This is a genomic window from Patescibacteria group bacterium (assembly GCA_041651155.1).
Lineage (GTDB): Bacteria > Patescibacteriota > Patescibacteriia > CAIXNZ01 > CAIXNZ01 > JAPLYF01.
In genome coordinates this window covers 1-20477 of record JBAZJU010000006.1, presented here as the reverse complement: position 1 = coordinate 20477, position 20477 = coordinate 1, and the positions used below count along the sequence as shown (strand labels likewise).

The window sequence follows — 20477 nt, the reverse complement described above, 5'->3', positions numbered from 1 at the left end:
AAATGGGCTTTTCACCCAACCTAATTCCCCCTTTTCCCTTCAAAATATTCCTTAACATCTTGCAAAAAGTCATCATCCTTGGCCAAATCTGTATTTTTCAATATCTCTTTTATAAAATTAACAATGACCTCTGGCTTAAAACAATTTTCCGGGCCGCCAGGCAGCTTGTCATGCTTTTGCCATTTTTTATAATTGCCAAAAATCACATCGTGTTCAACTGGCACTGAAATTAAAACCAAATCATCAATTTCATGCGGTTTTTCAAGCGCCCTGGCTACCTGTCTTTGCTTATGCTTAAAATCTTCTGATTTGGCGCTTTTCAAAGTAAACTGGATGCCTAGTGTTTCTTCCGCGCCTTCTGATTCTTTTATTTCTTCAAAACCAACCCCGCGATTCTTTTTATGTTTGATTATAAAATCAATTTTTTCCTCTACGTCTTCAATAACTGTGGCCGGCTCGATTTTCAAGCCGTATTTTTTCAAATCAATTGCTACTTTGCTTAAAATATTTTTAATCATTTTTTCAAAAAGCAGTCCGGCTGATTCACTGCCTTTGCTTTCCAGATTAACGCCGATTATCTGATACGTCCTGTCCAAAAGATCATCAATCTGATCGCGTTCAAGCTCACGGCGCTGAATAATTAATTGCTGGTCAAATATTTTAGCGATTTCCCGATCATAGACAGCTTCAATGTATTGGTCCTTAAATTCTTTTGGCACATCGTGACTTAATCCATAATACAAACCCCAATTAATATCAGCCAGTAAATCGCCCTGGCTGACTTTTTGTGTAAATCCTTTTTCTGTCGGGTAATCAAAACTTTGTGTATTTTTGTCAAAATCAATCTGCCTTTTATCAACCTTTAATTTAATTTCTCCTTCCCCCAATGATTTTTCCTTTTCCAATTCTAATCTTTGTTTTGCCAATTCCAAATCAAAAATTCTGCGCCCAGCCTGGCCTTCAGCGCCATAAGTTTCTTTGATTTCTCTTTTAACCTGGGCTTTTTTTTGCTTGTCCTGGCTGGTTTCCAATTCAATTTTTTGTCGCGCCAAAAGAGCCGCTTGCTCATAATCAAAGCTGGTTTTTGTTGGTTGTTCAAATTTTGGTTCAAAATTAGGCATAGTTTTTAAATGAATTTCTGAACCACGAAATTAATTCACAAAAAACACAAAATGTTTTTTTAGTGAGTTTTGTGATAAAAATTTAGTGGTTCAGCTCTCCTAAATAATCGGAAATGGCGTGCCTTTAGGCGCCTCAGCCTCATTAATTGAGCCAAATGACTGCTCATATTTTTCCATATTATCCTGTAAGGCTTTAATAATTCTTTTCATGTGGCCCGGGCTGGTAATAACTCTGGCATTTAAAATTCCCTGGGGCGGCAGAATATTCATAAAATCCAGGACAAATTCTTCTTTAGTGTGCGCTACCTGCATCATATTAGTATACTTACCAGCCAGGATTTCGTCAACGGCCTTAACATTGATTTGTTGCTGACCCTGTTGATTAGGTTGATCCATAAATGTTGGTAATTAGTAATAAGTAATTAGTAATAGGTATTAGATTTATTGATTTGGCGGAATTAGGCCAGTACAGCGCCAGTTTATTTCAGCAGTTTTGGTGGTTTCACTGACCACGCAAGCAGGATTGCAGCCTGGCTTGGTAGCATTTAAATTAGCATCAAACCACCAGGTTTTAGTAATGGCATTATAAGTTCCTGCGCTTAATGCCTCACCGCCTTTAATGCAGGCCTTTTCTGCAATAGCGCGGGCTTCTGCTTCAGAAAGTGCAGAATTAACTTCCGGACAAGGCGCAAATTCGCAATTAGAGCCAGTTCGTCCCACAGCTGAACCATCAGGACAAAGTTTAGCTTCCTGAGTGCAGGCGCGTTGATTGGTGTTATTAGGCAACTGATTTGGTTTGGTGATTGGCTGCAAAGAACAGCCGGCTAGCAAAACAATAAAAGCAAAAATGATAAAAAGCTTTTTCATGGATTTAAAATTATTTATTTAAACTGGCAGACTGGCACGCATTGCAGGGTGCACACTTGTGCCTGCGGATCATGACGGCAAGCTGATTCACACTCTTTAAAAACCCCGCCGAATTTTTCACACCATGTCTGGTTAGTATATTCGCATTCCTGATATTGATCCAGCCAGGTACCATTATTTTTAACGCAATCGCCAGCATAATCCCCGGAGACCGGACCGGGTTGTTGTTCAGAGCCCGGCTCAGAAACAATAGAAGCGCATTGATTGTCAACACAAGCGCAAATATAATTTGTCTGTTCATTCCAGCTGGCACAATTACAATCTTTATCAGTCTGACATTTTACCTCCCAGGTATTGGTTTTTTCCGCCCACGAAGGACAGCCCACTGCGCATTTCTGCTTATAACAATAAGCCTTGTACGGACAATTGGAACGAGCAGCATAGTCCATAGGCAACTGGCAATCAGCGCTTTGAATACAACTATCACCCACTTTGGCTAAAATTTCCGTAAAAGTCTGGTCATTAGCGCGGCATTGCCTGGGATAACTTTCCATAACCGGATTACCAGTTGCGGCGCATTCCTTAAAATTTGTGATAAACTGGGGCTGGTTAAGATTGGCAATGGGTTGATTTGGCTTGAAAATAGACTGCAAAGAACAGCCGGCTAGTAAAACAATGAAAGCGAAAATAATAAGAAGCTTTTTCATGGATTTTAAATTATTTATTTATAACATTTATTTCCTTTTTTCTGTGGCTTTAACTTTTCTAATAATCTTCATCTGACGGATATTTTGATAGGCTAATAATCCCTCTTTATTTTTTGGCCGGAAATATTTGGTTGTTTTCTGATAGACATTTTTTGTTTCATATTCTAAAAGTTTTTCCTGGGCCATTTTTTCCAATAATTCATTAAGCGCGACGTTTTTGGCCATAAACTTAACCAAAAATTTTTCTAATTCCTTGGGGATATTTTCTTTTAGAGAAAAATTTTCCTCAACGCTAAAAAATCTGAATTGGCCATTATTTTTTAAAACCCGCAAAATTTCCTGGATTGCCTGCCTGGCCGCTTTTTTTCTTTCAGGTAAAAGGATCAATGGAATGGCATATCTGGAAAGAATCAGATCAAATGATTGGTCTTTAAATGGCAGCTTCTCAGCGTTGGCCTGAACATATTTCTGTTTAACACTTTCTAAAATTTTGGGCGGTATGTTTTCTTTGACTCGCCTAAGATGAGGATATAATTTAGCCTCATGATAATGCAGAGCCTCTGCTTTTTGAATAAGCGGTGTTTTTCTAATATCCAGAGAATAGACATTCTCAAAACCAGCCATGGCAGCCGCGATGGGAAAATACAATTCTAACCCGCTGGCAATATCCAAAATTCTTTTACCCTGCAAATCAGCGGGGGTTAAATCATAAGCCCGCAAATGCCTTTTAAATTCATCTTTATATAATTTTTCAGTTCTTCTTCGGTCAATTATAGGATAATCAGGAGATAGATCCGGATGTTTTAATATCATGTTATTTTAAAAATATTTTTTTTAATATTAATGATTATTTATTGCCTGGTTCTGCTTTAAGCAATTTTTCTAAAAAAGTTATTTTCTCAATCAAATCTGACAATTCTTGATAATCTCTTAAGCTTTCTGCACCTTCTTGCAATAAATCTTCAGCTTCAAGTAGATCATCAAAAATTTTCTTTTCTATATCATTTAATGTCTCAATTTCTTCAGTTAAGTCAGCTATCAAGCCATAATTTATTTTACTTGCAGATTTCATAAACTCTCTATTGTAAAGCGCTTCTTTATCTTCTATCTGTTTAACAATATCTGTATGCATTTCTTCGAGCATTGATGACTTTTCTTTTATAGTATCAATTAGCTTTTGTATATTTATTTCATTTCCGTGCGAGATTGGTATTGGATTTTCTTTGTTATTCATAAATTTAAATAATCATTCGCATATTATTTGATTTGGTTGATCCGTAAAATTAAATTATTTTTTATTACTTAATTTTTTAACATTCTTTGGCAATTTTTTATCTTCAGATTTCAATTTCCGTTCTAATTTTTTAATATCTTCTTCCGGAGGCAAGGCTTCAGGTCTAATTCCGCTTTTGTCTAAAACCTCGCGGATATTTTGGTTATTTTTCACATGTTCAGAGGTAATTGGCGTTTCGCCCTTCAAAGACTTATCTCGTTTAACATTAAAACTGGTAATTTCATTCGCCAAATCCTTGGCTTTAATTGTCACGCGGGGCAAGAAATCAGCTAATGGTCTATTATCCGCAACTCCCAGCTTACTTTTCATCTCTTGAGTCGTGTGACCGCCAAATAATGCCGCGTCTCCTTTACTGCGAATTCGGGCAAACCCGGCGCCATCTACTCCTCGTTCAAACAAAACTCCTGACAATTCTTTTTCAGACAATGAAAGCTTTTCTCGCGCCTGCAATCTTTCCCATTGTTCTATTCTTTGTTCCACAACTTCTTGTTTCCTGGTCTGCACAGCAAAATAGGTCATGGCAAAAGCGATTTCATCTTTCCTTGGGTCACCATTTTGAGCTATAAGATAACATGCATAACGGGTAAGCATAATATCGGGTATTCCCTTGCTCGCTTCTTTGGGCATAGGGATCGTTTTCGTGACGTCACGAAAATGATCAGCAGTATTTTGTTTTGAGTTTTCGCAGGCGATTTTAGCCTTTTTTATGGCATTTTCAAAATTCTCCCAACGATCATAGCCTAGAAGACTTTGTAATTCTCTAGCATACCAAAACTCCACACCGTCATTTTCATGGGAGCAATCCTCAAAATTCTTATGTAATTTAATAATAATTTGCTTTTGCATAATTTGAGTTAGTATTAAAGGCTGATCCGTAAAATTAAATTATTTTGAATTAAATTATTCCATTGACAAGGCGCCATGTTTGCAGGCAGCAATACATGCCCCGCATTCAGTGCAAGCGCTCTTATCAATTTTAACAATATCTTCTCGTGTAATCGCCTGATTCGCGCAGATTTCAACGCAGCCTACACAAGTCCCGCCGCAGCTGCAACCTGTGCATTTGCCGTCTTTCCAGCAGCATTTTTCATAATTTACAATAATTGGCATAAAAATTATTTTATTTTAATATTAATTTAGTTGCGATTTACCTTGGCCCAAGCCAGGTTGGTTTTGTTGGGACAAAAATAAATATAAAAAAATCTAAATTAATTATTATGACTTTGCCAAGGTTGCTATAGCCTTAATATGTTCCCATGAAATCCCAGAAAAAATATTTGCATCACCTGCTTCTTTAGTTGGGCTATTTGCAAGCGCTGCTATAACTTTTTGTGGACTTTCTTTCAATACAATTGGCGAGCCACTAAATCCTCCCGCAACTGGTCCTGTTATCCTAATTTCTTTCCTGATATCTGTCTCGCACAATTTTATACCCACAACCCCTTCTGAATATGTGGGATCGTGTTTTTGATTCAATAATTGAGTACCCATAGGGTAGCCTGCGTAACCAACTTTAGTTGATACATCGGGATATCTATCTGTTAATTCAAGACCAGTGGAGAATTCATTACCTAAAAATTCTTTAAATTTTTCATCTGTTATATTAGGATTTTTCCTAAACCTTAGAATTGCTAAATCGTGGGCAAAATCAGTAGAATCAATCGAAACTGGAAAATAAATTCCTTGTTTCCCTATTACAAGCATTCCGATTATTTCAGTAGGATTATTTACAAAATCTCTTACAACATGCTCGCAAGTGATTATTACCTCATAGCCTTTTAACAGAAAGGCTGTTCCTATTACATCTAATTGAGGCGGTAAAAAACCCTGCTGTATAGGATCAAATCTGGGTCTTACTAATCCTACCGCGCGTACCCCTGCACAAACTGGTAAAATATTAATTTGTTGGATATGGCTTGATTGGTTCATAAATTTAAAATTATCTTAAAAAATTATTATACTTTTTCGGTTTTATTTTTTTGGGATTCATTTTCAGTTTCTTCTTTCGAGGGTCTATGTGAAATTGAAATAAACCTATTGAGTATATTTTGTAAATCTACTTTTGTCCACCTATTTAATGATTTCCTCAGTTCAAAATAAAACTGATTTAAATTTTGAGGAGTAACTGCAGCAGAACCACTTTTTGGAAATAAATTATCTAATTTTTGAAAAATCTTGTCTGGCAAGCCAATCAAGGAAAGGGCCCAAATTTGGTTTAAGAGTGTATCTATCTCTAATTTTGCATTAAATCTATCAGAATCTTTAAAGCCAGGATTATTCAATATTGGAGATAATGTAATAGCTTTTTGTATCCTTAGGGCAATATCATTATAATGTCCTCTTAAAACCTGCTTTTTATAAATTCTGTAAGAAATATAACTTGCTATAAAAGCGCCAATAATCGCGCCTCCTATAGAAGCTAAAATTGTATCCCATGCCATAATTTTAAATTAATTATTAAATTTATTTCGTTTCTTTATTATTATTTATTTTGTTTTTCTTATTACTTCTGTATATCCAATAAACAATGCCCAAGAATAGCGCGCCTATAACGCCTCCAGATGCCTCTGAGCCATCAGTACTAGTAGCAGAATCGGAATTACTGGGATTGCTAGAATAACTTACAGGCACGGTACTATCGCTTTCCGTGGACAAGGTATTTGTTTCCTGTTTCGGAATATTTAAATTCTCTTGATTATTATTTACCGCATTGACATTTACTGAATTATTTTTTACCGAGGCAGTCGGGCATAAACCACAGTCTTTAGAACAAGATAAACAGGTTTCATCATTATTACAGGTTCCATCACCACAATATTGTTCTGGGGTGGGACAGGAACCACAATCTTTAGAGCATAACAGGCATGTCTCATTATTATTACAGACTCCATCGCCACAATATTCTACTGGAGCAGGACAAGAGCCACAATCTTTGGGGCAAGTATTACAAGTTTCGTTATTATTACATAAATAATCGCCACAATAAGCAACTGGGGCAGAATTGCACTCTGGATAATATGGCGCGCATGTTGCTGATAAAGCCGAACCATCACAGCAAGAGCATCCGCAGACACCACCATGATGAGAACAGCAACCAGACCTAGCGTTTACTAAAACTGGGATAGCAACAAACAATATCACGATACTAAAAATAATTTTTTTCATAGTGGTTTATTATGAAGTACCGAAAAATAAATCAATATTATTTCTTTTCGGTAAATTCACCCTCTTCAGGACTCTTCTTTTCTTCATCTTTCTTAGGTTCTTCTGCGCCAGGCTCACCTTGGCCTTGGCCAGGTTGCGTGCCAGCTTTTGCCTGGGCTTCCTGCTGGTTCTTGTACATTTCCGCTCCAACTTTCTGTGCAGATTGCATGACCGCGTCATTAGCTTTTTTAATCACTTCGGCATCATTACCATCTTTCACCTTTTTCAATTCCTCAATCTTATCCAGCACTTCTTTTTTCAAATCAGCATTAACCTTGTCGCCTAATTCATTTAAGGTTTTTTCAGTTGAGTAAATTAAAGTGTCAGCGGAATTTTTGGCTTCAATCAATTCCTTTTTCTTTTTATCTTCTTCAGCATGCAGTTCCGCATCTTTTTGCATTTTGTCAATTTCTTCCTTGGATAAACCGGAAGAAGCAGTAATTGTGATTTTCTGCTCTTTATTAGTGGCTTTATCAACTGCCTTAACATTTAAAATGCCATTAGCATCAAGGTCAAAAGTCACTTCAACTTGTGGCACGCCTCTTGGCGCTGGAGGTATGCCAGACAAAATAAAGCGGCCAAGTGATTTATTATCAGCAGCCATTTCGCGCTCGCCTTGTAAAACATTAACTTCCACTGAAGTCTGCGAATCAGCAGCAGTGGAAAATATCTGAGATTTGGCAGTTGGGATCGTAGTATTTCTGGTTATTAATTTGGTGGCAATCCCGCCCATTGTTTCAATGCCCAATGACAAAGGCGTGACATCAAGCAAAAGCACATCTTTAACTTCGCCCTGCAAAACACCGGCCTGGACAGCAGCGCCAACAGCGACCACTTCATCAGGATTAACTCCCAGATGTGGCTTTCTGCCAAAAAATTCTTCTACTTTTTTCTGGACTAAAGGCATACGAGTCATGCCGCCGACCATAACCACTTCTTCAATTTCGCCTGGCTTTAAACCAGCGTCAGCCAAGGCTTTTTTCACCGGCTCCATTGTTTTGTCCACCAAATCGCCGACTAATTCTTCCAGTTTGGCGCGGGTTATTTTCATGACCAAATGAACAGGACTGCCATCAGAACCCTGAGTAATAAAAGGCTGGTTGATTTCAGTTTCCACGGCAGTAGATAATTCAATCTTGGCTTTTTCACCAGCTTCTTTAATTCTTTGCAAAGCCATGGGATCTTTGGAAATATCAATCCCGCTTTGCCTTTTAAATTCTGCAAGTATCCAATCAATAATTGTTTTATCAAAATCATCACCGCCCAAATGAGTATCGCCATTAGTAGATTTAACTTCCACGGTATTTGCTGAGACATCTAAAATGGAAATATCAAAAGTACCGCCGCCTAAATCATAAACAGCGATCTGCTGATCCTTTTTTTTATCAAAACCATAGGCCAAAGCAGCAGCGGTTGGTTCATTAATAATTCTTTTAACTTCCAGACCAGCGATTCTGCCAGCATCCTTAGTTGCCTGTCTTTGCGAATCATCAAAATAAGCCGGGACAGTAATAATTGCTTCGGTAATTTTTTCACCCAGTTTTTCCTCAGCATCAGCTTTTAATTTCTGCAAAATCATGGCTGAAATTTCCTGAGGCGTAAATTCCTGGCCATTCATGGCCACCTTAACGCCATCACCAGCTTGAATGATTTTGTAAGGCAAAGTTTCTTTATCTTTTTGCACTTCAGGATCTGTCCAGCGCCTGCCAATCAAGCGTTTAATGGAAAAAATTGTGTTAGAGGGATTGGTCACAGCCTGCCTTTTGGCTAACTGGCCGACTAAACGCTCCCCTGTTTTAGAAATCGCCACAATAGAAGGCGTGGTTCTTGAACCTTCTTTATTTTCTAAAACTTTTGGTTCACCCCCTTCAATAATGGCCATACAGGAATTTGTAGTTCCCAGGTCAATACCTAGAATTTTTGACATATTTTTTTTATTAATTATTAATTATGAAAGCTGAAAGCTGAAACACACAGATTTCAGATTTTCCAAATTTATTTATTGACAAATCTATTTCAGCCTGTTATCCTAAAAATGGTATTTTATACTTATCCTATAAAACTACCAAAAAACAAAAAGGAGGAAAAAGGATAATGCCGGGAGAAACAGTAAGAGCTTTGCATTCAAAGGGGTACGTGGGATTGCAAAAACCCGCAACAAAAGGCCGAATGGTTTTCGTTCACCCAGACTTGCTTAAAGGCAAAAAACAAATAAGCGCCAAACAAGAACTGCGGGGTATTCCCAACCATGTGTTCTGCCTTGTACCAGGAGAAGAAAAACAAATTACCTTTCTTGGGCAAGAAGCAATCCTTCAATCACCGGCCGACCTCGTCTCAGTGCTCATTCCCTGGTATAACCAAAAGAAAAACAATTAGTTCAACCTATACGCCAGCTTTATGCCGTAGCCTAAACACTACGGCTTTTTCTTTTTTAATAAAATTTTCATAGTACCAATGCCAAATGGCCAGGCTTCGGCCTAGTTTTAGCTTGTTTTTGTAAAACAACATAATAACCAGCCTAGGCCGAGCTTTATGGCCAATGGCTTCAATTATTATTCTGCCACAATTACTTTGGCCGCAACCAAAACCTTGCCTTTTAATAAATAACCGGAACTTAATTCAACAATAATGGTATCAGCTTCAACGCCTTCCTTTTTTTCTTTGGAAATCGCTTCGTGAAACTCTGGATTAAATTTCTCACCCAAAGTTTTTATTTCCTCAACGCCATGATCTTTTAATAAATCTTCCAGCTGCTTTTTAATTTGTTTAATCCCTTCCAGCCAATTATTTTTTTCTTCCCCAGCGACTAAAATTGCTTTTTTCAAATTATCATAAATCGGCAAAACTTCCATTAATAAAGTGGCATTGGCAAATTCAAAAAGCATTGCCTGTTTATCTTCAGTTTCTTTTTTAAAATTAATATAATCAGCCTTGGCCCTTTTCCAGCCGTTTAAATACTCGTCGCATTGGGCCTGGAGCCTGGCTAATTCGGTTGGCTGATTGTTGTTTGGTTGTTCTTTTTCATCTGTCATATTTTCCTACGAAATTACGAATTAGTACCTGCCTGCCGCCTGCCTGCCGGTAGGCAGGGCAGGCAGGTGAATATACAAATTGTTTTGGGATTTGAAATTTGTTATTTAGTATTTATTTGTTATTTGAATTTTGTCATTTGTCATTTCAATCTATCCAAAAGCATTAAATCTTGATTAGCGAATTGCGTATATATTCCACCAAAGCCAAATTTTTCCCATAATCCATTCTCTTTGGCCCCAGAATTATAAACAAACCTGACTTTTTATCTTTCAACTGATATTTGCCGATGATTGACGAACAATCATTGCCAAATGGATTTTTCTTGCCTATCAAAATTTCAACTTTATTTATTTTATCAAAAATTTTGGCCACTTCCTCATCCAAATGATCAATGACTTCGGAAATATCCTGAATTAAATTCTGCTCGCTAAATTCCGGCTTTTTAAATAAATTGGATAAACCCGTGTAATAAATATTTTCTTTATCAAAAGCCACAATCACTGTGGCATCAGCTAATTCCACCACTTCTTTGGCTAATTGTTTTAAAAGCTGGTCATTCTGCAACTTGCCTTTTAAAACCTGTTCAAATGATTTTAACCAGGTCGCTTTAATTGCCCGCTTTTCCACAAAATTATCAACGAAAAACTGGTAGCCCTTTTCAGTCGGGACGCGGCCGGCTGAAGTGTGCGGCTGATAAATAAAACCTTCTTTTTCCAAATCAGCCATTTCATTTCTGACAGTGGCTGATGACAACTCTAAGCCAGTACTTTCAACCAAAAAACCTGAACCAACGGGCTCGGCTGTATTAATGTGCTCGTTAATGATGAGGTTTAATAACTTTTTTTGACGCTCGTTCATATATAAAAATGCGAATCTACGAATTATGCGAATGACTCGAATATAATTCGTAGCATTAGCATAGATTCGTAACATTTGTATTATACATTAGCCAGTTAGCACTCGTCAAGTGGGACTGCTAATGCTCTACGAATTACGAATAATATACAAATATACGAATTTCCCTAAATTTAAAAAGGCGGCTAAGGGCGAGATTTAAACCCAATTAACTAAATTAATTGAGCGCCCTTAGCCGCCGCATTTAAAATAACTTATTAGTAAATTAGGGGTATCTTTACAGGGGACTTTAATCCCCGTAATTACTCCGTGTACTTCGCGGACTAAAGTCCGCGATAACATAAAAACATTCAAATTCTATATTAGCACCATTAGCATTCAAACATTCGCATTACAAAAAAATCCCCGCCAGATATAAATCCAACGGGGAAAAAATTCAAGGTTCAAAAATTCAAAAAGGTCAAGTGTTCAAGGGTCAATAGTCAAACTTCCAGGCGAGCGCGACACGCAGGTCTTGATTGGAGAAGCCATCCCAGCGGTTGCTGACACCGAGGCCAATGGCAACCAGATCGCCGACGAAGACGCGGTCGCCATCGGAAGCCAACGAAATTCCCCAGTGATACCATTTCTCAGCAATCCGCTCACCATTATAAACCATATAAATGGTCAAAATGGCTTCACTGAAAACTGTTTCATGGCAACGCTCATACTCCTTGCCGAGTTTGGCTATCTCCTGCTCCTGCGACTTCCAGTCCAGATTGCCGAACTGGCCGCAACAATTGATGAGGTAGTATCCGGCTTGGGGCTTATGAGTCGCCCATTTGTCCTCCGAGGCTTTCAGCCACCAAATGCCCTCTTTGTAAAAACAGGGTTGTTTGCCTTGGTCTGTGCCGCGCTTTTCGCGCTGTTCACGCAGGCTCGTACCATGGATATAGATAAGTCGCCAATCAGCTAAGCCCTTTCTGTTTTCTTTGGCTGCCTTGCGCAAGGTTGCCTTGGAATATCTGATCTTCACCAAATTTTCCAATACTTCAACAGGCCAAATTTTTCCTTCAGGGTCCAGTTCCCAAGCAATAGCTGCTTCATTAGAACTGACTACTTTGTTTTCGCCTAAAACTTTGACCGCAAAATCCAACTCAGGATATTCAATTGCGTCAAAAGTATTACGGTGCTCAATCAGTCCTTGTAAATGTTTATCTGTTAAATCACCTGCCAGATACTGGCCGATGATCTCCTTTAGTTGCCGACCAAACTTTTGATCTGCCTGTACAGACAAATCTTCCTGACGATTTTCTCCCATCGCCATTCTCCTTCTTTGGGTTAAAAACCCATTTTTTTGAGTTTTAGCGCCTACTGACGCTTTCAAAGAACTCTTATTAAAGTAAGTTTACATTTTAAAACAAAAAAGTCAATAGGATACTAATCTACAAATCCGCTACAAATAATACGAATTTTCCCTCAAATTTAAAGGCGGCTAAGGGCGAGATTTAAACCCAATTAATTAAATTAATTGAGCGCCCTTAGCCGCCACCCCTTTTACCCTTTTTACTCTTCTTTCCCTTTTTACTCTTGCCGCAAGGCCACAATCGGATCCAATTTAGCCGCGCTCCGCGCGGGATACAAACCAGAGATTACGCCAACCATTATGGAGACTCCGCAGGCCAAAAGCAAATACAATGGCGACATCACAAATTGCCAGCTAAAACCCAAGTAAGTTGAAATTACAGCAATCAGATAAGAAACCAATGAACCAATAATTATGCCCACAATCCCGCCGGAAAAAGTCACAAAAATCGCTTCCATTAAAAATTGCCGCAAAATGTCAGCGCTTTTAGCGCCTACTGCTTTTCGCAAACCAATTTCAAAAGTGCGTTCAGCCACTGACACATACATAATATTCATAATGCCAATGCCGCCCACAACCAGTGAAATGCCGGCAATAGCAATTAATAACAAGGTTATCGCGCCAACTACAGTATTTAACATATCCATAGCCTCGGCTGAAGTGACGACTGCAAAATCATCTTTATTCGGGTCAGTAATTTTGTGCAGATCGCGCATTAAGGAAGTGATATCAGCAGCCGTGATTTCAGCTTGTGAAATATCTTTTAACTGCACGAAAATAAAGGTTACATAATCAACGCCGGTAATTAATTTTTGCACAGTATTAATTGGCAGATACAACATAGAATCAAAGTCAAAAAACGACTGAGAGCCTTTTGGAGCTGTCACGCCAATGACTTTAAAAGTATTTTTGCCGACTTTGATTTGCTTGCCAATCGCATCTTCATCGCCAAACAAAGTTTTTTTCAAATTCGGACCCAAGACAGCCACTTTGGCCATGGCATTATCTTCATCAACAGTAAAAAACCTGCCTTGCTCAATTTTAGTCGGATCAATCTCAATAAATGAAGGACTGACTGCAAAAATAAAGGTCTGTTTATTCTGGCTTTGATAAGAAGTTATCTGCTGAGTTAAAGAACCTGAATAAGCATTTTTAACATTGTCTAATTTTAAAATGGCTTTCATGTCAGAATCTTTCAGAGTTGTAATTTGGATGCCCGTAGCCATGCCAATGGCATTTTCCGTTGAAACATGGCTGGTTGAAGGCACTTTTACTTCAACTTCAACATAATCAGTGCCAAATGTTGTCAGTTGTCCGATTAAAAACCCCTTTATCCCCTGCCCGACCGATAAAACAATAATCACAGCGGCAATGCCAATGACCACGCCTAAAATGGACAGGATTGTTCTGACCTTGTTTCTTAATAGCGCTTGTTTTGCTATCTGAACTGGCGTTTCAAATTGTTCTAACCAGATTGGTATGTTCATAATTACTTTTTGTTAAATTCTACTACAGATTACGGATACGTACAGATTTACAGATTTGATTATCAATTTGTATTCGTATATCTGTAAGAATCTGTAATCTGTAGTATTACTCGTAACGCAAAGCCTCAATCGGATTTAATCTTGCTGCTCTTTGCGCCGGATAAATGCCAAAAATTAAACCAATTATAATAGAAATAGAAGTCGCTAATAAAATAGAAGTGATTGAAATCGCCAGATCCCAATCATAGCCTAAATAACGGGCAACCAAAGCAACTAAAATCGAGAGCGCTGCGCCGGCAATAATTCCAATAATTCCGCCCAGTAAAGTCACAATCACTGATTCAACTAAAAATTGCAGGGAAATCGAGCTGCTTTTTGCGCCTACAGCTTTTCTCAGGCCGATTTCCCGAGTTCGTTCAGAAACCGAGACAAGCATTATATTCATAATGCCCACGCCGCCAACTATCAATGAAATGGCGGCAATGGCTGCCAAAAAAAATTTAATAGCATCTGTCACTGATAGCAGCACATTTAAAGAATCCTGCTGCGACCTGATGGTAAAATCATCATTGGCAGGATCAGTGATGCCATGCCTTTCGCGCAAGGTTAAAGTAATATCATTGATTGTTACATTTAAATTACTTTCACTATCCACTTTGACCCTGGCCAAAGAACTATAATTTATGCCTAATAAAAGTTTTTGCGCCGTATTTTGCGGGACAAATATCAAACTGTCTTGATTTTGAAAGCCTCGCGTGCCCCTGGCCGGCATCACCCCGATAACTGTGAATGAGACCCTTTTCATTTTTATTTCTTGGCCCAATGGATCAGCATCGCCAAAAAGATCAAGCTTAGCCTGGCTGCCGATTATGGCCACTCTGGCCAAAGACATATTTTCTTCTTTTGTAAAAAACCTGCCCTCTGCCACTGGCGCGTCATCCACAATCGGGAAAAAACTGTTCACGCCGTTGAATGTGCCGTCCATTTGCTGGTCGCGCCAGGAAAATGTGGCGCTGCCCGAATTATAGCCTGTAGCTGCTACCACATGCGGAGCATTATTAGGATTCATTAGCGCATCAATATCTTCATTTTTAAGACTAGTATTTACAATCCCCATTACACTCGGCGGCGGTCCTTTTTCATCACTTTTGCCGGGAAAAATAGCAATCAAGTTTGAGCCCTGGCTTTTGATCTGATTTACAATTAAACTTTGCGCGCCTGCGCCGACTGACATAATAATAATCACTGAAGCAATGCCAATAATAATCCCGAGCATTGTTAAAAACGTTCGGGATTTTTTTGACAGCAAGGCTGTGTATGAAATTTTTAGTAAGGATGATAACTGCATAGGTTTTGAGCTTGTTTGTGCTTGGACTTGGTTTGTGTGCTTGGCAAGTTAATGCTCCTACGAAATTACGAATTTGTACCTGCCTACCGCCTGCCTGCCGGTAGGCAGGGCAGGCAGGCGAATATACGAATTGTACTTCTATTACTTCATTCGTAAATTCGCATTATTCGCAGATTCGCATTATTTTGTCAGTTGGTCTTCCATTTTGGCAAAAAGCCTTTCGGCGACCTGAATATCTCCGACAATATCTCCATCTCTGATTCTAATAATCCTTTGCGCATGCTCGGCTGTATATTGTTCATGTGTTACTAAGACAATTGTTTTACCCTCATCGTTTAAATCCTGCAGGATTTCCATGATCTGTTTGCCGGATTTACTGTCCAAATTTCCAGTCGGCTCATCTGCAAAAATAATTGAAGGCTCATTGACCAGGGCTCGGGCAATCGCCACTCTCTGTTTTTCTCCGCCTGACAGCTGGTTTGACAAATTATTGAGCCGATGATAAAGCCCGACTGATTTGATCGCATTGATAACCTTTTCGTTATCCAACTTTTTGTCTCCATAAACTAAAGGCAATTTAACATTATCAAAAACACTAGTGCGCGGCAGCAAATTAAAAGCCTGAAAAACAAAGCCAACTTCTTGATTCCTAATTTCCGCCAGCTGATCATCATTTAAATCACTCACGTCTTTGCTTTTAAAAAAATATTTGCCAGCAGTTAATTTATCTAAAAAACCCATGACATGCATCAGGGTTGATTTGCCCGAACCAGACGGGCCCATTATCGCCACGAATTCGCCTTTATTAATTTCCAGGTTTATATCGTGCAAGACTTTTGTCACTATTTCCTCGTTGACATAATCCTTACTTGCTTTCACCAATTTTATTAGAGTATTTGTTGACATATATTACTGGCTAGAAAAAACTATAATTGATTGGCCTTCACTTAAGCCGCTCGTTATTTCTGTGCCTTGATCGCCTTTTAAGCCTATACTAACATCAATTTTTTGCGGATTGCCGAATTTTAAAACTTCCACATACGGTTTGCCGTCGGTTGTTTGCTTAATCGCACGATTTGGCACATAGAGCGCATCGTCTTTTTGCGCTGTCTGAATATCAACATTGGCCGTCATGCCTGATTTGACTTCTAAATCTGTCTTATCCAAAGCCACAGTCACTTTATAATAAACCACATCAGAAAGCAGGGTCTCTGCCACATCAATATAAATCGCCTTGCCCGTGAATTCTGTAGAGCTGCCGTAAGCATCCAAGGTTATTGTCACCGGATTGTTTATTTTAATTTTAATAATATCAGATTCCGGCACATCAACTTTGATCTGGAAATCATTTTTGCCCAACATGGAAATAGCGGGCTGTGATAAGGTACTATTGCTTGAACCGCCATAACTTACCTGCTCGCCGATTTTATAATTAATAAAAGTAATAATGCCGTCTGTCGGCGCATAAATCGTATAATCATTTAAATTACTCAAAGCCAAATCAACCGCGGCCAGCGCTTGGTTAACTTGTGCCTGATAATATTGAATATCTGTTACGCGCGCCGGCGCTTTTTTTAAATCTAGCTGCGCTTTAGCCAGATTATATGCGCCTAGAGCATTATCAACAGCAGCTTTGGACTGTTGAATCTGCAAATCCTTATTAGCCAAGGCAGAATTAAAATTGTTTTGGTTTGTATTTAGAGTGGCAGTGGCAGCATCAACTGCTGAATTATAAGCTAATTGAACAGACGAAAAATTCTGATATGAGCTCTGCAAAGCGCTGAGATTGGCACTGTCTGTGGTTTGTTCTGCCTTAACCAGGGCTTTGGCATTATCAACTGTAGTCTGAAAAAAACGCGCGTCAACCACGGTTGAACTGATCGTGTTAAACAAGCTATTTAAACTGATATTTATATAGTTATACATTTCAATTGATTTATTAGCCACTGCAATCGTGTCGTCATAGGTCAAGGCTTCATCTGATTTATTAAGCTGGTTAATCAAGTCAGTTAAATCTTCTTTAGCCAGCATATAATAGGTCCAGGTATTATTTTTTGACTGCTCGTCGCCTACATTGCTCAGATTAATAAATTGATAATTAATAAAATCCAAAGAAGTATTAGCGGCATCAGCCTTGCTTCTGATTGTAGTAATCAAATTCTGCCAGGCGTCATTCACGCTTGTTAAATTTGTATCCTGCGCGTTTTGCAAAGCTGTCTGGGCGTCTTTAATATTTTGCTGCAAAGTATCAAGATCCTTGCCTAATTTTGCCACCAGATTATTATAATCCACCTGAGCGCTTTCATAAGCGATTTTGGCATTATTTACGCTTTCCTGGGTAACATTTATATCTTCTTTGCTTGCGCCAGCCAAAAGACGGTTTAAATTAGCGCTGGCAATATCCAAATTGGCCTGAGCTTGTTTGACCTGGATTTCCAGACTGCCAGCATCTAGCCTGGCCAGGGCATCGCCGGCTTTTACATCAGCGCCCTCTTTAACCAAAATTTCTTTAAGCGTGCCTGGATTTTTAAAATTCAAATCAATGGCAGCAGCGGATTCAACTGTGCCTGTTTCTGAAACTGTCTGGGTTAATTTCCCCTTTTTAACAGTATCGGTAACATATTGGATTTTTTTGCTGCTTGAAGAATTAAAAAAAACAATCACGGCAATTATTAATATCACCAGAATAATCCAAAAACTTTTTTTCTTCAGCAATTTTTTAAGAGGATTTGTGAGCCATTGTAGCTTCATATATCATTATCTTTTTACTTTTTTTAAGTTCTCCAGAGTTTTAGTCATCTCATTTATCATTATATCAAAATTTTCAGCTTTAATAAACACGATAACTTTATGCAGCCGCGAAAAAACAAAAAACTTATCTCCGGCCCTGACTTTCATTTCCTTTCTAATTTCCTTAGGGATGACTACCTGGCCTCGCTCGCCTACTGTGGCCGAGCCATAATTTTTTATGCAAGCGACATTTTTCTGAATCATAAATTTTTTTAATCTTAAATTTGAATTTTTTTAAAAAAATAGCTGCCCAAAAATAAGAATATCAGGGTAACAGAGCTAAGAATTAGAATATCAAAGCTTAAACCGTAAAAACTGGCGCCAATAAGAAGATCGCGCAAAGCATCAATCCCATATGAAAGCGGATCTAATTGGGCAATGATTGAGAGCACCTTTGGCAAACCCTGCAGAGGAAATAATGCGCCAGACAGAAAGAATAAGGGCATGACTAAAAAATTCATAATAAGCTGAAAACCCTGCATATCATCAAGAAAAGAAGCAATCATCGTGCCTAAGGCAGTAAAAAGAAGCGCTATGACAAACATGACAGGGATAGAGGCAATAATTAAAAACCAATTATAAGGATGAAAACCAAAAAGCAGAGAAATCAAAAGAACGATTAAGCCTTGAGCAGTGGCCACGGTCGCGCCACCCAATGTTCTGCCAATCATAATGCTGATACGCGACATTGGCGCCACCATCATTTCTTTCAAAAATCCAAATTGGCGGTCCCATATTATTTCAATGCCTGTGAAAATCGCGGTAAAAATAATACTCATGCCTATAATTCCAGGCGCTAAAAAATTAAGATAATTGCCCTCGCCCGCTTTTTGAAAAACCGAACCAAATCCATAACCCAAGGCTAGCAAAAAAAGCAGGGGCTGTCCCAAGGAACCGATAATGCGCGACCTGGAACGCAGATAGCGTTTGATTTGTCTCAACCAAAGAAAATATATCTTTTTCATAAATATAAAGGTTATCTTCTCCAGCTACGACGCGCCAAGCGCATTCGATCGCTAGCGTTCGCTGTTTCCTCACGGATGGTATTTCCGGTTAAGGCCAGAAAAGCTTCTTCTAATGAATTAGTTTTTGTTTGGCTCTTTAATTCCTCTGAGGTGCCGGTCGCAATGATTTTCCCGTGGTCAATAATGGCAATCCTCTGAGCGATTTTTTCCGCTTCTGCCATATAGTGCGTGGTAAAAAAAATTGTTGTCCCTTCATTTTTATTCAATTCTTTCAAATATGTCCACATCAAATTTCTGGTTTGCGGATCAAGGCCAATAGTTGGTTCATCCAAAAAAATAATTTTGGGATGATGCAAAAGGCCGCGGGCGATCTCCAGTCTTCGTTTCATGCCCCCGGAAAATTCTTTGACCAAACTATCTTTGCGTTCCCACAAATCAACAAATTTTAAAAGTTGCTCCGCCCTTTCTTTGCGCAATTTATCAGGCACATCATAAAGCACGCCGTGCAAATCCATATTTTCCCAGGCGGTCAGCTCATCGTCCAAACTTGGGTCTTGAAAGACAATGCCAAAAGAACGGCGAGCCAAATCAGGCTGATGCACTGGATCATGCCCATCAAGTATAATTTTTCCACCCGTAGGTTGGAGCAAAGTTGTCAGCATTTTAATCGTTGTTGATTTGCCGGCGCCATTCGGCCCCAAAAATGCAAAAATTTCTCCTTCATTAATATTAAAGGAGATATCATCAACTGCCACGAAATCATGAAACCTTTTAGTCAGATTATTGACTTCAATCATAAATATAATCCCCTAAGTTTAATAAATTATTTATTAATTATGAAAAGTATGATTTTTCATACTTTTAATTATAGCAGACGTTTTTTAAACTGTCAAAAAACGTCACTCGCAAGCGACGTTTCAAGAAAAAGAAACGGGATACCTATTAAGGTATCCCGCAAAAAAGTGAAAGAATGAGTAAAGGGGTTTAAATTGTTGGCCGAATTTGTAGCCGCAGGCGCAAGTGCCTCCTGACATATTGCCCTGGTAATATTGCCCGCAAATCGGGCATTTTCTCCAGACAACCATGGTGTCCACCCCCTTTGTTTCGCTTGCAGAGCCTAACTGACTCTTAACTTAATTATAAACCTTTTATGAGATAAAATATAACAAAAAAAGCCAGGCATGTGCATAACTTTTTCTGGTAAGGCCGCCTCGGTCTCGGAATTATTGTTTAGAGGAACCTTAGGGCTTATTTGAATGTGTATTTAAGGGGTGCGTGAAGCACTCAGGTCAAAATTACTTTAGACGAGCGATCAATAAAATTTTATCATATGGGGGTAGTATGAATTAATTCTGTTGAAAATTTCTATGGTTGCAAGTCACTGAAGTTCGCACTCTCGTTAAAGTAACCGCTCTTAATTTCAATGCCTGGGAAGTGCGAACATGCTTACAGCGATCACGA

23 protein-coding genes are annotated in these 20477 nt (G+C 38.7%); 1 reads left to right on the top strand and 22 read right to left on the bottom strand.

Annotated elements, in window-relative coordinates; genetic code table 11:
* Nucleotides 1–20 precede the first annotated feature (20 nt).
* The 12 genes from WC460_04870 to dnaK all read right to left on the bottom strand — a co-directional run bounded on the left by WC460_04870 (nucleotide 21) and on the right by dnaK (nucleotide 9120).
* A complete protein-coding gene (locus WC460_04870; GenBank protein ID MFA5188665.1) occupies nucleotides 21–1121 on the bottom strand; it encodes a hypothetical protein in 1101 nt (366 codons plus the stop codon).
* A gap of 99 nt (nucleotides 1122–1220) precedes the next feature.
* Nucleotides 1221–1517 (bottom strand): DUF3467 domain-containing protein, encoded by a 297-nt coding sequence (locus tag WC460_04865; protein MFA5188664.1) that lies wholly within the window; start codon nucleotides 1515–1517, stop codon nucleotides 1221–1223.
* Between the two features lie 45 nt (nucleotides 1518–1562).
* Complete coding sequence (locus WC460_04860; GenBank protein ID MFA5188663.1) at nucleotides 1563–1988, bottom strand: hypothetical protein; 426 nt, start codon at nucleotides 1986–1988, stop codon at nucleotides 1563–1565.
* A 14-nt stretch (nucleotides 1989–2002) separates the two neighbouring features.
* Nucleotides 2003–2695 (bottom strand): hypothetical protein, encoded by a 693-nt coding sequence (locus WC460_04855; GenBank protein ID MFA5188662.1) that lies wholly within the window; start codon nucleotides 2693–2695, stop codon nucleotides 2003–2005.
* A gap of 27 nt (nucleotides 2696–2722) precedes the next feature.
* Nucleotides 2723–3508 carry a class I SAM-dependent methyltransferase gene (locus WC460_04850; protein MFA5188661.1) on the bottom strand — a complete coding sequence of 262 codons (786 nt, stop codon included), beginning with the start codon at nucleotides 3506–3508 and terminating at the stop codon, nucleotides 2723–2725.
* Between the two features lie 34 nt (nucleotides 3509–3542).
* The gene (locus tag WC460_04845; protein MFA5188660.1) at nucleotides 3543–3929 is read right to left on the bottom strand and encodes a hypothetical protein; all 387 of its coding nucleotides are present in this window, start codon (nucleotides 3927–3929) and stop codon (nucleotides 3543–3545) included.
* A gap of 54 nt (nucleotides 3930–3983) precedes the next feature.
* Complete coding sequence (gene dinD / locus WC460_04840; GenBank protein ID MFA5188659.1) at nucleotides 3984–4835, bottom strand: DNA damage-inducible protein D; 852 nt, start codon at nucleotides 4833–4835, stop codon at nucleotides 3984–3986.
* Nucleotides 4836–4889: 54 nt separating this feature from the next.
* Nucleotides 4890–5099, bottom strand: coding sequence for a 4Fe-4S binding protein (locus WC460_04835; protein ID MFA5188658.1), 210 nt, complete (start codon nucleotides 5097–5099; stop codon nucleotides 4890–4892).
* A gap of 105 nt (nucleotides 5100–5204) precedes the next feature.
* Complete coding sequence (locus tag WC460_04830) at nucleotides 5205–5918, bottom strand: serine protease (protein ID MFA5188657.1); 714 nt, start codon at nucleotides 5916–5918, stop codon at nucleotides 5205–5207.
* Nucleotides 5919–5944: 26 nt separating this feature from the next.
* Nucleotides 5945–6430, bottom strand: a complete 486-nt coding sequence (locus WC460_04825) for a hypothetical protein (protein ID MFA5188656.1) — start codon at nucleotides 6428–6430, stop codon at nucleotides 5945–5947.
* 22 nt (nucleotides 6431–6452) lie between these two features.
* The gene (locus WC460_04820) at nucleotides 6453–7154 is read right to left on the bottom strand and encodes a hypothetical protein (protein ID MFA5188655.1); all 702 of its coding nucleotides are present in this window, start codon (nucleotides 7152–7154) and stop codon (nucleotides 6453–6455) included.
* A gap of 37 nt (nucleotides 7155–7191) precedes the next feature.
* Nucleotides 7192–9120, bottom strand: a complete 1929-nt coding sequence (gene dnaK, locus WC460_04815) for a molecular chaperone DnaK (GenBank protein ID MFA5188654.1) — start codon at nucleotides 9118–9120, stop codon at nucleotides 7192–7194.
* Between the two features lie 167 nt (nucleotides 9121–9287).
* Between dnaK and WC460_04810 the strand changes: the two genes are divergently transcribed.
* Entirely contained in the window at nucleotides 9288–9569 is a 282-nt protein-coding gene (locus WC460_04810; protein ID MFA5188653.1) for a hypothetical protein, read from the top strand.
* Nucleotides 9570–9745: 176 nt separating this feature from the next.
* Here the strand turns inward: WC460_04810 and WC460_04805 are convergent, their stop codons facing one another.
* From WC460_04805 to WC460_04760, 10 genes are all read right to left on the bottom strand, one after another.
* On the bottom strand, nucleotides 9746–10225 hold the full coding sequence (locus WC460_04805; protein ID MFA5188652.1) for a nucleotide exchange factor GrpE: 480 nt from the start codon (nucleotides 10223–10225) through the stop codon (nucleotides 9746–9748).
* Nucleotides 10226–10388: 163 nt separating this feature from the next.
* The gene (locus tag WC460_04800) at nucleotides 10389–11084 is read right to left on the bottom strand and encodes a hypothetical protein (GenBank protein ID MFA5188651.1); all 696 of its coding nucleotides are present in this window, start codon (nucleotides 11082–11084) and stop codon (nucleotides 10389–10391) included.
* A gap of 472 nt (nucleotides 11085–11556) precedes the next feature.
* Nucleotides 11557–12387, bottom strand: coding sequence for a hypothetical protein (locus WC460_04795; GenBank protein MFA5188650.1), 831 nt, complete (start codon nucleotides 12385–12387; stop codon nucleotides 11557–11559).
* Nucleotides 12388–12644: 257 nt separating this feature from the next.
* On the bottom strand, nucleotides 12645–13913 hold the full coding sequence (locus WC460_04790) for an ABC transporter permease (protein MFA5188649.1): 1269 nt from the start codon (nucleotides 13911–13913) through the stop codon (nucleotides 12645–12647).
* A 106-nt stretch (nucleotides 13914–14019) separates the two neighbouring features.
* Nucleotides 14020–15261, bottom strand: a complete 1242-nt coding sequence (locus WC460_04785; protein MFA5188648.1) for an ABC transporter permease — start codon at nucleotides 15259–15261, stop codon at nucleotides 14020–14022.
* Nucleotides 15262–15441: 180 nt separating this feature from the next.
* On the bottom strand, nucleotides 15442–16167 hold the full coding sequence (locus WC460_04780) for an ABC transporter ATP-binding protein (protein MFA5188647.1): 726 nt from the start codon (nucleotides 16165–16167) through the stop codon (nucleotides 15442–15444).
* A 3-nt stretch (nucleotides 16168–16170) separates the two neighbouring features.
* A complete protein-coding gene (locus WC460_04775) occupies nucleotides 16171–18012 on the bottom strand; it encodes a biotin/lipoyl-binding protein (GenBank protein MFA5188646.1) in 1842 nt (613 codons plus the stop codon).
* A gap of 6 nt (nucleotides 18013–18018) precedes the next feature.
* On the bottom strand, nucleotides 18019–18255 hold the full coding sequence (locus tag WC460_04770) for an AbrB/MazE/SpoVT family DNA-binding domain-containing protein (GenBank protein MFA5188645.1): 237 nt from the start codon (nucleotides 18253–18255) through the stop codon (nucleotides 18019–18021).
* 14 nt (nucleotides 18256–18269) lie between these two features.
* Nucleotides 18270–19016 (bottom strand): ABC transporter permease, encoded by a 747-nt coding sequence (locus WC460_04765; protein MFA5188644.1) that lies wholly within the window; start codon nucleotides 19014–19016, stop codon nucleotides 18270–18272.
* An 11-nt stretch (nucleotides 19017–19027) separates the two neighbouring features.
* Nucleotides 19028–19813, bottom strand: coding sequence for an ATP-binding cassette domain-containing protein (locus tag WC460_04760; protein ID MFA5188643.1), 786 nt, complete (start codon nucleotides 19811–19813; stop codon nucleotides 19028–19030).
* Nucleotides 19814–20477: the final 664 nt, after the last annotated feature.

What these genes read in the sequence shown, in the direction of transcription:
- WC460_04805 (MFA5188652.1), bottom strand. Translation starts at nt 10,225, where the DNA reads ATGACAGATGAAAAAGAACAACCAAACAACAATCAGCCAACCGAATTA.
- WC460_04785 (MFA5188648.1), bottom strand. Translation starts at nt 15,261, where the DNA reads ATGCAGTTATCATCCTTACTAAAAATTTCATACACAGCCTTGCTGTCA.
- WC460_04835 (MFA5188658.1), bottom strand. Translation starts at nt 5,099, where the DNA reads ATGCCAATTATTGTAAATTATGAAAAATGCTGCTGGAAAGACGGCAAA.
- WC460_04770 (MFA5188645.1), bottom strand. Translation starts at nt 18,255, where the DNA reads ATGATTCAGAAAAATGTCGCTTGCATAAAAAATTATGGCTCGGCCACA.
- WC460_04800 (MFA5188651.1), bottom strand. Translation starts at nt 11,084, where the DNA reads ATGAACGAGCGTCAAAAAAAGTTATTAAACCTCATCATTAACGAGCAC.
- WC460_04820 (MFA5188655.1), bottom strand. Translation starts at nt 7,154, where the DNA reads ATGAAAAAAATTATTTTTAGTATCGTGATATTGTTTGTTGCTATCCCA.
- WC460_04760 (MFA5188643.1), bottom strand. Translation starts at nt 19,813, where the DNA reads ATGATTGAAGTCAATAATCTGACTAAAAGGTTTCATGATTTCGTGGCA.
- WC460_04830 (MFA5188657.1), bottom strand. Translation starts at nt 5,918, where the DNA reads ATGAACCAATCAAGCCATATCCAACAAATTAATATTTTACCAGTTTGT.
- WC460_04850 (MFA5188661.1), bottom strand. Translation starts at nt 3,508, where the DNA reads ATGATATTAAAACATCCGGATCTATCTCCTGATTATCCTATAATTGAC.
- WC460_04795 (MFA5188650.1), bottom strand. Translation starts at nt 12,387, where the DNA reads ATGGCGATGGGAGAAAATCGTCAGGAAGATTTGTCTGTACAGGCAGAT.
- WC460_04825 (MFA5188656.1), bottom strand. Translation starts at nt 6,430, where the DNA reads ATGGCATGGGATACAATTTTAGCTTCTATAGGAGGCGCGATTATTGGC.
- WC460_04765 (MFA5188644.1), bottom strand. Translation starts at nt 19,016, where the DNA reads ATGAAAAAGATATATTTTCTTTGGTTGAGACAAATCAAACGCTATCTG.
- dnaK (MFA5188654.1), bottom strand. Translation starts at nt 9,120, where the DNA reads ATGTCAAAAATTCTAGGTATTGACCTGGGAACTACAAATTCCTGTATG.
- WC460_04775 (MFA5188646.1), bottom strand. Translation starts at nt 18,012, where the DNA reads ATGAAGCTACAATGGCTCACAAATCCTCTTAAAAAATTGCTGAAGAAA.
- WC460_04790 (MFA5188649.1), bottom strand. Translation starts at nt 13,913, where the DNA reads ATGAACATACCAATCTGGTTAGAACAATTTGAAACGCCAGTTCAGATA.
- dinD (MFA5188659.1), bottom strand. Translation starts at nt 4,835, where the DNA reads ATGCAAAAGCAAATTATTATTAAATTACATAAGAATTTTGAGGATTGC.
- WC460_04845 (MFA5188660.1), bottom strand. Translation starts at nt 3,929, where the DNA reads ATGAATAACAAAGAAAATCCAATACCAATCTCGCACGGAAATGAAATA.
- WC460_04860 (MFA5188663.1), bottom strand. Translation starts at nt 1,988, where the DNA reads ATGAAAAAGCTTTTTATCATTTTTGCTTTTATTGTTTTGCTAGCCGGC.
- WC460_04870 (MFA5188665.1), bottom strand. Translation starts at nt 1,121, where the DNA reads ATGCCTAATTTTGAACCAAAATTTGAACAACCAACAAAAACCAGCTTT.
- WC460_04780 (MFA5188647.1), bottom strand. Translation starts at nt 16,167, where the DNA reads ATGTCAACAAATACTCTAATAAAATTGGTGAAAGCAAGTAAGGATTAT.
- WC460_04865 (MFA5188664.1), bottom strand. Translation starts at nt 1,517, where the DNA reads ATGGATCAACCTAATCAACAGGGTCAGCAACAAATCAATGTTAAGGCC.
- WC460_04855 (MFA5188662.1), bottom strand. Translation starts at nt 2,695, where the DNA reads ATGAAAAAGCTTCTTATTATTTTCGCTTTCATTGTTTTACTAGCCGGC.
- WC460_04810 (MFA5188653.1), top strand. Translation starts at nt 9,288, where the DNA reads ATGCCGGGAGAAACAGTAAGAGCTTTGCATTCAAAGGGGTACGTGGGA.